This window comes from Rhodanobacter sp. DHG33 (assembly GCF_014843005.1).
Classification (GTDB): domain Bacteria; phylum Pseudomonadota; class Gammaproteobacteria; order Xanthomonadales; family Rhodanobacteraceae; genus Rhodanobacter_A.
Genome location: NZ_JACYXM010000003.1, coordinates 114,687 through 125,845, shown reverse-complemented (window position 1 = coordinate 125,845; position 11,159 = coordinate 114,687). Strand labels below are relative to the sequence as shown.

Genomic DNA, 11,159 nt, shown 5'->3' with positions numbered 1-11,159 from the left:
GCAGGCAAGATAATTGATGCTGGAATGCCCGATTCTACGCGCACCGGCTTGCCCGAAAATCGCCATGCACGCCGATGCGCCAACGTGCCAAGATGCGCATCACCGCCGCCTGTGAGGATGCCTAGGGGAGTCCGCAGGCGGTGCGTTCATGCGAAGGAAACGTATGCGTACCTGGTGCGATTGGGCGGTCCGCCATCTCGGACGGATCGGGATGCTGGCGCTGGTGTCGGTGGTGGGCGTATCGACGGTGCAGGCGGAGAGCCTGGATGCCGCGCTGCTGCCGAAGATCCAGGCCGCCACCTTTGAAGTGGTACAGGCCAAGACGGCCAACGATCCGACGGTTTACGAGAAGCCGTTGCCGCTGGATCTGCTGCCTTACCAAGAACGCACCGACAAATACCACTCCATCGGTACGGCCTTTGCGATCGGCCACGGCCAGTACGTCACGGCGGGCCATGTGCTGCTGGTGGGCGCGAACAGTCTGTGGGGTCCGCCCGAGCTGCGCGACAGCGCGGGCCACGTCTATCCCATCGCCAAGGTCGAGAAATTCTCGCTGCGGCAGGATTTCGTGGTGTTCACGCTGGCGCAGCAACCGGCCGGCGACGCCGCGCTGGAAATCGACCGCACGCCTGCGCTCAACCAGGCCGTCTATGCGGTAGGCAACGCGCTGGGCACCGGGGTGGTGATCCGCGATGGCTTGTACACCTCCGACACGCCGGAAGAGCAGGATGGTGCATGGAAATGGATGCGCTTCTCCGCGGCGGCCTCGCCCGGCAACAGCGGTGGTCCGCTGCTGGACAAGGACGGCAAGGTCATCGGCGTGGTGCTGATGAAGTCCGCCAACGAGAATCTCAACTATGCGCTTCCGATCAGCGGCGTGCTCGATGCACCGGATAACACCGCGGTGATCGATCGCCGCGTCCCCTACCAGTTCGATCTGTTCGACACCACCAACAGCGACACCTTCAAGGCCCGGTTTGCGTTGCCCATGAGTCTCGGCGACTTCTTCGCGCGCTACGAAAAGCTGCAGGGCGACTATGTGGACGGCCAGCTCAAGATCCTGCTGGCGAAAGAGCCGGACAAGGTGTTCCCGAACGGCAGCGGCTCCAATCGCCTGTTGCACAGCACCGTTCGCATGAGCAGTACCCCGGCGCTTATCGACCGCGGCAGCACCGGCATTTGGAGCCCGGCGTCCGGGCAAGGCAGGCAGTTTCCGCTCGCCAACAACGGCTTTGCGAGCATGCACCTTGCCGGAGCAAACATCCTGTTCCTGCTGCGCAAGCCTGACGATGTCGCCGCTGCCCAGCTCTACGGCGATCCCCAGAAGCTGATGGACATGCTGCTCAAGACCGGCTTCATCCATCGCACGATCGGCACCGAGCAGATCAGGGCCACTTCGCTGGGCAAGCCTTTGCTGGATGCTTCGCACACCGACCGCTGGCAACGCCGCTGGCAGGTGTTCGCGTGGCCGGTGTCCTTCGCCAATGCGGAGGTTATGGTGCTGGCGCTGCCTGTGCCCGAAGGCTATGTAGGCATCATGCGCATACTGCCCGCCAGCGAACAGCACGATTTCCAGATCAATCTCGAGGCCATGACCGATTTCTTCGACGTGGCCTACCGGGGCAGCCTTGCGCAGTGGCAGGACTATCTGAAGAACTCGGCGCTTTTGCCGGCAGCTTTCACCGACATCAAGCTCGGCATCGATATCGGCCACCGATTCAGCTATACCTCGCCTCGCGTTTCATTCTCTTTCACGCCCGAACTGCAGCAGATCGCTACCGACAGCCAGCTGACGTTGGGCTTCGGCTTCCTGTCCGACCACGGCAAGGTGGCATGGGACGTCGGCGACGTGCAGGTCAGCGACCATGCCGATGGCCACGCCATAGTCAACGTTCAGCGTGATGTAGCGCCATCGGGCGATCTGGAAGACGACTTCAAGACCCGCTGGAACAAGATCGTGCAGCAGAAGCACCCCTTCGATGGTGTGTCGCGCGTTGACGACGACGTTACGAAGATCACTGCCGTAGCCGGCACTCCCGCCGCGAATCCGACGGTGATCTGGACGGCGTTCTACAGCCTCGAAGGCTCGCAGCCGCAAGCCGACATGAAGGCCAAGCTCGATCTGCTGATGAAAAACCTGCAGGTGACGGAGCACTGAGCGCGATGGCAGGTGCAGCGATATGGCTGGAGATGCCCGACGGCCAGCCGCTGCGCCTGCACGACTGGCCGCTGCCGCAAGCGCAACGCGGCGGCGCGCTGCTTGTGCATGGGCTGGGCGAGCATGCCGGGCGCTACGATCAGCTTGCGCAATGGTTCAACGCACGCGGCTATTCGGTGCGCGGCTACGACCAACGCGGCCACGGCGAGAGCCCCGGACCTCGCGGGGTGCTCAAGCATCCGGATGATCTGCTTGCCGACCTCGCCGTGGTGCATGCTGACTACGAGCGCACACTGGGTGCCGCGCCGCTGCTGCTCGGCCACAGCATGGGCGGCCTGGTGGCCTTGCGCGCCGTGCTGGACGAACGCATTTCGCCGCGCTCACTGGTGCTTTCCTCGCCTGCGTTGCGCAGCCATGCGTCGCAGGGCCTGCAGCGGCTGGCCGCCACGCTCGCGCACCTGCTGCCCAGCCTGCGCTTGCGCAACGGCCTCGACCTGCAACGCCTCAGCCACGATGCGCGTGTGGCGACTGCCTACCGCGCCGATTCGCTATGCCACGACCGGGTCAGCCCGCGCCTCGCCGACTTCATCTTCCGTGCCGGAGCCTCGTGCATCGCGGATGCCAGCCGCCTCGAAGTGCCGACGCTGTTGCTGGTGGCCGGCGACGACGCGCTGGTCGATGCCAGCGGCAGCCGCGATTTCTCCGCCGCGGCCGTGCGCACGAAACAACTCACCACACGCTACTTCGCGAACCTGTACCACGAGTTGTTCAACGAGGCGGAGCCCGGCCGCAGCCAAGTGCTGAGGCAAGTGGAAGATTGGTTTGAGCGATTGGTGGGCCCACCAGGATTCGAACCTGGAACCAAGGGATTATGAGTCCCCTGCTCTAACCGTTGAGCTATAGGCCCGTCGTTGGCTGCGCAAGGCAGGCCGGCATGGTAACGGCGGGGGGAGCGGGCGTCGAGCGATCGAGGCTGCTGACAGCATGCTGTCAGTGTGGTGGGCCTAGTCTGGGGGCTCCTATCCCCGTGGAGAGTGTCCATGAATACCGAAGCCGTGGCGAAGCGATTGGTCGAACTGTGCCGCAAGGGCGAGTACGAACAGGCGCAGCGGGAGCTGTACGCGCAGGATGCGGTGAGCATCGAGATGCCGGGCTCACCTGGAGGCGCGATGGGCGATGCGAAGGGATTGGAGGCGATCTACGAGAAGGGCCGCCAGTTCACCGCGATGGTGGAGACCATGCATGGAGGCACCGTCAGCGATCCGCTGGTGGCCGGCAACTGGTTCAGCGTGGTCATGTCGATGGACGTGACATTCAAGGGCCGTGGCCGCGAGCAGATGTCCGAGGTCTGCGTGTACCACGTGCGCGACGGCAAGGTGGTCAGCGAGCAGTTTTTCTACGACATGGGCTGAGCGTGGCCCGGATGCGACGACGGCCGCTTGCGCGGCCGTCGTCGTTGCCCTGCCCTGTGGGTGGATCAATCCACGTCGAGGAAGGAGCGCAGCTGCTCGGAGCGGCTGGGGTGGCGCAGCTTGCGCAGCGCCTTGGCTTCGATCTGGCGGATGCGCTCGCGGGTGACGTCGAACTGCTTGCCGACTTCTTCCAGCGTGTGATCGGTGTTCATGTCGATGCCGAAGCGCATGCGCAGTACCTTGGCCTCGCGCGGGGTGAGGCCGGCGAGCACGTCGCGCACGGTTTCCATCAGGCCGGTCTCGGTGGCCGAGTCGATCGGCGAGGACGCGTTGCTGTCCTCGATGAAGTCGCCGAGGTGGGAATCCTCGTCGTCGCCGATCGGCGTCTCCATCGAGATCGGCTCCTTGGCGATCTTCAGCACCTTGCGGATCTTGTCCTCGGGCATGTCCATTTCCTTGGCCAGCTCTTCCGGCGTGGCCTCGCGGCCGTACTGCTGGAGCATCTGGCGGGAAATGCGGTTGAGCTTGTTGATCGTCTCGATCATGTGCACCGGGATACGAATGGTGCGCGCCTGGTCGGCGATCGAGCGGGTGATCGCCTGGCGGATCCACCAGGTGGCGTAGGTCGAGAACTTGTAGCCGCGGCGGTATTCGAACTTGTCCACCGCCTTCATCAGGCCGATGTTGCCTTCCTGGATCAGGTCGAGGAACTGCAGGCCGCGGTTGGTGTACTTCTTGGCGATGGAGATGACCAGACGCAGGTTGGCCTCGACCATTTCCTTCTTGGCGCGGCGTGCCTTGGCTTCGCCGGAAGCCATCGCGCGGTTGATTTCCTTGATGTCGGTGAGCGGCAGGAACAGCTTCTGCTCGATGGCGGCGAGCTTCTCCTGCTCGCCGTCGATCGCCTCGCGGTGGGTCTTGATGTTGGGCGACCACTTCTGGCGCTTGCGGCCCAGCTCGGCGGCCCACTCGGGGTTGCCTTCGTTGCTGGGGAAGGCCTTCAGGAATTCGGCCTTGGGCATCTTCACCTGCTTGACGAAGATCTCCATCAGCGCGCGCTCGTGATGGCGGATGTCGCCCACCACTTCGCGCAGCTTCTTGACGAAGCCGTCGATCAGCGCGCTCGGCAGCTTGAGCTTGAGGAACTCCTCGGCCATCTGGTCGCGCAGCTTGACGATCTTCTTGTCGGTGATGCCGGCGGCCTTGGGCGCGGCCTTCTGGAACTTGGCGTAGTGGTCGCGCAGCAGTTCCATGCGGCGCTTGACCTCTTCCGGGTCGGGGCCGCTGGAGCCGGCTTCCTCTTCTTCCGAAGCGCCCTCTTCCTCTTCGTCCTCGTCGCCTTCGCCCTCGCCTTCCTCGGCGGCAGCGGCGGCGGCTTCCTCGGCTTCGAGGCGTGCGGCGTCGGCGGCGGCTTCCAGGTCGAGGAAGCCGGCGAGGATCTCGCTGAGGCGGCGCTTGCCGTCCAGGTGCTGGTCGTACTCTTCCAGCAGCAGTTCGATGGTCAGCGGGAAGCTGGCCAGCGCGGTCTGCACCTGGGCAAGGCCTTCCTCGATGCGCTTGGCGATGGCGATTTCGCCCTCGCGGGTCAGCAGCTCCACCGTGCCCATCTCGCGCATGTACATGCGCACCGGATCGGTGGTGCGGCCCACCTCGGCGTCCACGGCGGAGAGCAGGGCGACGGCTTCCTCGGCCGCGGCTTCGTCGTCGGTGCCGGTGCCCGGGGCGTTGTCGGCCAGCGGGTCGGCATCCGGCGCAGCGTCGTGCACCTCGATGCCCACGCCCTTGAGCACGGCCATGATGTCTTCGATCTGCTCCGCATCGACGATGTCGTCGGGCAGGTGGTCGTTGATCTCGGCGTAGGTCAGGTAACCCTGCTCAAGACCCTTGGCGATCAGCGCCTTGATTTCGGACTGTTGCTCGTGGACTTTGTTGTTCATTCAATGACCGCCGCAGGGTTCAAGAACCGGACATTATAACGATGTGCTGCTTTTTTGACCAGTTTTCAAGTCGGAAAAGTTCACCGGACCAGACGCAAAAATCGCGCCAGATCGCGGGTTTGCGCAGCACTGGGAGCAAAAAGACGTTCAGCCGGTGTCGAGCCGGAAAGTCACCGGCCCGTCGTTGACCAGGCTTACCACCATATGGGCGCCAAAGCGCCCGGTTTCCACCCTTGGATGCGCGGCGCGCGCCAGTTCCAGCAACCGCTCGAACCAGTGCCGGCCGTGTTCGGGCGGTGCGGCGCTGGTGAAGCTGGGGCGCATGCCGGAACGCGTGTCGGCGGCAAGGGTGAACTGGCTGACCAGCAGCAGGTCCCCACCGGTGTCGGCCAGCGAGCGGTTCATCCGGCCGGTCTCGTCGCTGAACACGCGGTAGCCGAGCAGGCGCTGCAGCATGCGTTGCGCCTCGCGCTCGCCGTCATGGGGCTCCACCGCCACCAAGGCGAGCAGCCCGGGGCCGATCTCACCCACGGTTTCGCCTGAGACCTCGACCCGGGCGGAAAGCACACGCTGGATCAGGGCGATCATGGCGGTCTGATGGCGGAAGGGATGCGCAGCATAGCTCGCGATCCGGGCCGGTGGCGGCAGGGCAATCCCGTACACTGCATGGATGCGTGCCGACATGTTCCTGATCTACCTGCTGCTGCGCCTGCTTGCCCTGCTGCCGTTGCGTACGCTGCATGCCGCCGGCGCCCTGCTGGGGCGCATCGCGCTGTGGCGGCGCACCCGCACCGCGCACCACGTGGCGGTGAACCTCGCCATCGCCCGGCCCGGCCTCGACGAGGGCGCGCGCAATGCGCTGCTGCGCGAGGCGCTGGCCGAGAGCGGCAAATCGGCCACCGAAATCATCAAGATCTGGGGCTCAGGCGCGGAGCGCGCGCTGCGGCTGGTGCGCGAAGTGCGCGGCGAGGCTTTGTTCGACGCCGCGCTGGCCTCTGGCAAGGGCGTCGTCATCGCCGCGCCGCATCTTGGCTGCTGGGAGCTCCTCAACTACTGGCTGTGCCGCAAGACGCCGATGGCGATCCTGTATCGCCCGCCGCGCATCGCCGCGGTGGAGGGTCTGCTGCGCAAGGTGCGCGGCGCGCTGGCGCCGGAGCAGGTGCGCGCCGAGGGCGCGGGTGTGCGCACGCTGTACAAGCGGCTCGCCGGGGGCGGCACGGTGGGCATCCTGCCCGACCAGAAGCCGCGTGCGGGCGAGGGCGAATTCGCGCCGTTCTTCGGCCGCGATGCGCTGACCATGGTGCTGCTGCCGCGGCTGGCTGCGCGCACCGGCGCCGCCGTGCTGTACGCCTTCGCCGAACGCCTGCCGCAAGGTGCCGGCTACCGCATCCACCTGCTGCCCGCGCCGGACGGGTTGGCCGACGCCGACCTTGCCACCGCCTGCACCGCGCTCAACCGCGGTGTGGAGGCGTGCGTGGACCTGGCCTTCGCCCAGTACCAGTGGCAGTACAAACGCTGGTCGGCCGACGACCGGCCCAGTCCTTACGATCGCGAGCGCGGCGTGGGGTGATGCGGGACGCCGAGCACTCATGAAACTCGGCGCGCTCAAGTCGGTTGGGCACAACGTTGCCCATTCCTTGGCCAGTGGAGTCGGCTTCCTGATCGGTGTCTATGGAACAGATGTCTTTGCCGAGGCTGCCGCGGACGAGCCCGGCTTCATTGTCATCGATTTTCTTGCAGCAACCGCGTCCGGAAATCGAGCCTCGCCGGGCCTGCTGAAGGCTATCGGCTTGTACCGGGCGGCGCTCCCCGAATTCTGTGAAAAGCATGGCGTCGACCACGCGCTCATCAAGACGCTGTCGGCAAGGTTCGGTACCGATCCGGCCTATGGCCCTCACTTCACGGTCACGGTCGAGGACGTTGACGGCCGTAAATCAGTCGATCAATACATCGGCTTTGATGGCCGGCATCTGCGCACGCTTGCGACGGAGAAGCCAGTTTTGGCCGCCAAGATTTGACGCTGCGACCACCATTCATGGCCCGGGATCAGAACGGCCAGAACTTCGGTATCAGCCACATCGACAGCCCGCAGAACAGCGCAATCAGCGGGATGCCCACCTTCATGAAGTCGGTGAAGCGGTAGCCGCCGGCGTAATACACCATGGTGTTGGTGGGGTAGCCGACCGGGGTGGCGAATGAAGTGGCGGCGGCAAAGGCCACGGCCACTACGAAGGGGTGCGGGTCGGCATGCATGGCGTGGGCCACGCTGATGGCGATGCCCACCATTAGCACCACGGACGGGTTGTGGCCCATCAGCTCCGTGAGCAGGGCGGTGAGCAGATACACCATCAGCAGCGCGGCGAGCGGGCCGTGGTTGCCGATGAGGCTGAGGCCTGCGTGCACCACGGCGTGCGAAAGGCCGGTGTTCTCGATGGCGGTGCCCAGCGGCAGGATCGCGCCGAGCAGCACGATGATCTTCCAGTCCATGCCCTCGTAGACGTCCTTGCGGCCGAAGCAGCCGGTGAGCGCCATCGCCGCCGCGCCGCAGATCGCGGCCACCGGGATCGGCAGCCAGCGCAGGCCGGACGTCACCACCACGCCGGCCATGATCGCCGCCGCCACGATGGCCTTGCGCGACATGCGCCGCGAATCGTCGCGCTCGCTGAGCACGATGAAGGTGTCGTCGGCGCGCAGCTGCGGCATGCCGTCTTCGTCCACCAGCACCAGCAGTACGTCGCCCACCGCCAGGCTGGTGTCGCTGAGCTTGTCGCGCAGCACCTGGCCGCGGCGATGAATTGCCAGCACCACGGCGCCGGGCCGGCGTCCGAGGTCGGTCTCGGCCAGCCGCCGCCCCTCGGCGAGGCTGGCCGGGGCCACCATGATCTCGGTGAGCACGCGCGGATGGTCGGCATCGCGCACATAGCGGCTCTCCGGCACGTTCTGCAGGTGGGCGCGGCGCTGGAAATCCTCGATTTTCTCCCAGTCGCCGCGCACCAGCAGTACGTCGCCGGCTTCCATCTGCTGCGAACGCGGCGACCACATCCGCCGTTCGCCGCGCAGCAGCTCCAGCGGATACACGCCGTAGCGCTCGCCCAGCTGCGCCTCGCCGATGCTCTTGCCCACCAGCGGCGACTGCGCGGTGAGTGCCAGTTCGGTGACGTATTTGCCGATCTCCACTTCCTCGATGTCGTCCGCCTCGATGTGGCGCGGCAGCAGCCAGCGTCCCACCAGCATCAGGTAGGCGATGCCGGCCGCAGCCAGCAGCACGCCCATGCCGGTGAACTCGAACACGCCGAAACCGGGCAGCCCGTTCTTCTGCGCCAGCGAATCGGCGAGCAGGTTGGACGAGGTGCCGATCAGCGTGCACACGCCGCCCATCTGCGCGGCATAGGCCATCGGCATCAGTACGCGCGCCGGCGAGGTGCCGGTGCGCTGGCACACGCGCAGCGCCAACGGCAGGAAGGTGGCGACCAGCGCGATGTTCTTCACGAACGCGCCCAGTGGGGCGATCGCCAGCATCATGGTGAGCGTAAGCAGCCATGGCTGGCGGATGCGCATCAGCAGGCGGCTCAGCGGTTCCAGGACGCCCGAGCGCTCGATGCCGATGCTGAGCGCGAACATCGCCGCCACGGTCACCGTGGCCTCGTTGCTGAAACCCGACAGCGCCTCGGCGGGACTGACGATGCCCAGCACCACCAGCGCGGCCAGCACCAGCAGCGCCACCAGATCGATGCGCAGCTTCTCGCTGGCGAACATCGCCATCGCGGCCGCGATGATGGCCACCACGGCCCAGGCCTGCCAACTCATGCGCAGGCTCCGGTTCGTGCGGCCGGCGGCGACGGCGCGCGTGCTGTATGCATCGGTTTCACCCTTGCGCCTGAACGGCGTTCTACCCGCATGCTACGCGACGGTGGTCCGCACGCAAACCGCGCACGAGACGTTAACCCCGGTTCGGGACACAATGCGCCGATGAATACGCCGCTCTCGACCGAAACCGACGACGCGTCGCACCGGCCCACCGTGGCGCTGGCGCTGGGCGCCGGGGGCGCCAAGGGCCTGGCGCACATCGGCGTGATCGAGGAGCTGGAAGCGCAGGGCTACCGCATCGCCGCCATCGCCGGCAGCTCGATGGGCGCGCTGGTCGGCGGCATCCACGCGGCAGGCAAGCTCGATGTGTACAGCGAATGGGTCTGCGCGCTGGCCAAGTTCGATGTGCTCAGGCTGGTGGACTGGACCTTCTCCGGCGGCGGCCTCATCAAGGGCGAGAAGATCATCGGCACGCTGCGCACGCTGGTCGGCGACGCATTGATCGAGGAACTGCCGCTGGCCTTCACCGCCGTGGCAGTGGACATCGACCGCGAGCGCGAAGTGTGGCTGTCGCGCGGCTCGCTGTTCGACGCGATCCGTGCCTCGATCGCCATTCCCACCATCTTTCGCCCGCACCACATCGGTGGCCGCCGGCTGGTGGACGGCGGTTTGCTCAACCCGGTGCCGGTGACGCCGCTGATCCGCGAACCGGTGGATTACCTGATGGCGGTGAGCGTGGACGGCGCGGCCATCGAATCCGCGCCGGCGACACCGATCGAAGTGGAGGCGGGCGATGCGCCGGGCTACCGCCAGCGCGTTGGCGCCTTCATCAGCCGCCTGATGCCGCACGGTGGCAACCCCGACGTGCCGCGCGAACCCGGCGCGCTCGAACTGCTCACGCAGGCGATGGACCTGATGCAGGCCAATCTGGCGCGGCTGCGCCTCTCCGCCTACGAGCCGGACCTGCTGATCCAGCTGCCGCGCAACATGGCTAGCCCCTACGAGTTCTACCGTGCCCGCGAGCTGATCGAGCTGGGGCGCCAGCAGGCGCGCGAGGCGCTGGAACACTGGCCGCGTCGGCGGGAACCTTCGAACAAGCTCTGAATTCGAGCTGCGATGGGCGCGCCGTCAGTCGACGAAGCGCCGGCCCAGCCACGCGCGGAGGTCGGCGATCTCCTCGCCGCAGACCGCGTGCGCCATCGGGTAGGCATGCCACTCCACGTGATAGCCGAGGCGTTGCAGCAGGTCGCGGCTGTCGCTGCCGCGCGGCGGGATCACCACCGGATCGAACGTGCCGTGCGCCTGGAAGATCGGCACGTCGGCATTCGCCGTGCTGCGCTCGGCGGCCAGCGTGTCGGCGATGGGCAGGTAGGTGGATAGCGCCACGATGCCGGCCAGCCGCTTCGCATGGCGCAGCCCCGCGGAAAGCGCGATCGCGCCGCCCTGCGAGAAGCCGGCCAGCACGATGCGCTCGTCCGGCACGCCGCGCTCGTTCTCGCGCGCGATCAGCGCCTCGACCGCGGCGATGGAGGCGCGGACGCCCGCCTCGTCCTGCCGCGCCAGCAAGTCGAAGCCGACGATGTCGTACCACGCGCGCATCGGCATGCCGCCGTTCACCGTCACCGGCTGCACCGGCGCATGCGGGAACACGAAGCGCAGCGCCGGCCAGTCGGCCGCCACCAGCTCCGGCACGATGGGTGCGAAATCGTGCCCGTCCGCGCCCAGGCCGTGCAGCCAGATCACGCTGTAGCGCGGGCTGGCGGCGGTTTCGTGTTCGACGGCGGGGAGCAGGGCGGACATGGCAGGAACCGTGACGGAAAGAAGCACAGCTTAACGTCTGCGACG

The 11,159-nt window shown here is 66.5% G+C and carries 10 protein-coding genes and 1 tRNA gene; 6 read left to right on the top strand and 5 right to left on the bottom strand.

What is annotated here, in order from left to right:
* Positions 1 to 211 precede the first annotated feature (211 nt).
* Both IHE46_RS06810 and IHE46_RS06805 read left to right on the top strand, forming a co-directional pair.
* The gene (locus IHE46_RS06810; RefSeq protein WP_225562864.1) at positions 212 to 2,158 is read left to right on the top strand and encodes a serine protease; all 1,947 of its coding nucleotides are present in this window, start codon (positions 212 to 214) and stop codon (positions 2,156 to 2,158) included.
* A gap of 5 nt (positions 2,159 to 2,163) precedes the next feature.
* Entirely contained in the window at positions 2,164 to 3,033 is an 870-nt protein-coding gene (locus IHE46_RS06805) for an alpha/beta hydrolase (protein WP_192164087.1), read from the top strand.
* On the opposite strand, the gene IHE46_RS06800 is transcribed toward IHE46_RS06805, so the two are convergent.
* Positions 2,990 to 3,065: transfer RNA gene (locus tag IHE46_RS06800), tRNA-Ile, on the bottom strand. The genes IHE46_RS06805 and IHE46_RS06800 overlap by 44 nt on opposite strands.
* A gap of 133 nt (positions 3,066 to 3,198) precedes the next feature.
* Between IHE46_RS06800 and IHE46_RS06795 the strand changes: the two genes are divergently transcribed.
* Positions 3,199 to 3,570, top strand: a complete 372-nt coding sequence (locus IHE46_RS06795; RefSeq protein ID WP_192163881.1) for a nuclear transport factor 2 family protein — start codon at positions 3,199 to 3,201, stop codon at positions 3,568 to 3,570.
* 65 nt (positions 3,571 to 3,635) lie between these two features.
* On the opposite strand, the gene rpoD is transcribed toward IHE46_RS06795, so the two are convergent.
* Positions 3,636 to 5,507 (bottom strand): RNA polymerase sigma factor RpoD, encoded by a 1,872-nt coding sequence (gene rpoD / locus IHE46_RS06790; RefSeq protein ID WP_192163880.1) that lies wholly within the window; start codon positions 5,505 to 5,507, stop codon positions 3,636 to 3,638.
* A 147-nt stretch (positions 5,508 to 5,654) separates the two neighbouring features.
* On the bottom strand, positions 5,655 to 6,095 hold the full coding sequence (gene dtd / locus IHE46_RS06785) for a D-aminoacyl-tRNA deacylase (RefSeq protein WP_192164086.1): 441 nt from the start codon (positions 6,093 to 6,095) through the stop codon (positions 5,655 to 5,657).
* 82 nt (positions 6,096 to 6,177) lie between these two features.
* On the opposite strand from dtd, the gene IHE46_RS06780 reads away from it, so the two are divergent.
* Together IHE46_RS06780 and IHE46_RS06775 are read left to right on the top strand one after the other, a co-directional pair.
* On the top strand, positions 6,178 to 7,077 hold the full coding sequence (locus tag IHE46_RS06780) for a lipid A biosynthesis acyltransferase (protein WP_192163879.1): 900 nt from the start codon (positions 6,178 to 6,180) through the stop codon (positions 7,075 to 7,077).
* A 19-nt stretch (positions 7,078 to 7,096) separates the two neighbouring features.
* Positions 7,097 to 7,525 carry a hypothetical protein gene (locus tag IHE46_RS06775; protein WP_192163878.1) on the top strand — a complete coding sequence of 143 codons (429 nt, stop codon included), beginning with the start codon at positions 7,097 to 7,099 and terminating at the stop codon, positions 7,523 to 7,525.
* 28 nt (positions 7,526 to 7,553) lie between these two features.
* On the opposite strand, the gene IHE46_RS06770 is transcribed toward IHE46_RS06775, so the two are convergent.
* Positions 7,554 to 9,314, bottom strand: a complete 1,761-nt coding sequence (locus tag IHE46_RS06770; protein WP_192163877.1) for an SLC13 family permease — start codon at positions 9,312 to 9,314, stop codon at positions 7,554 to 7,556.
* Positions 9,315 to 9,476: 162 nt separating this feature from the next.
* On the opposite strand from IHE46_RS06770, the gene IHE46_RS06765 reads away from it, so the two are divergent.
* Positions 9,477 to 10,418 carry a patatin-like phospholipase family protein gene (locus IHE46_RS06765; protein WP_192163876.1) on the top strand — a complete coding sequence of 314 codons (942 nt, stop codon included), beginning with the start codon at positions 9,477 to 9,479 and terminating at the stop codon, positions 10,416 to 10,418.
* Positions 10,419 to 10,442: 24 nt separating this feature from the next.
* On the opposite strand, the gene IHE46_RS06760 is transcribed toward IHE46_RS06765, so the two are convergent.
* On the bottom strand, positions 10,443 to 11,114 hold the full coding sequence (locus tag IHE46_RS06760) for an alpha/beta hydrolase fold domain-containing protein (protein ID WP_192163875.1): 672 nt from the start codon (positions 11,112 to 11,114) through the stop codon (positions 10,443 to 10,445).
* Positions 11,115 to 11,159 lie beyond the last annotated feature (45 nt).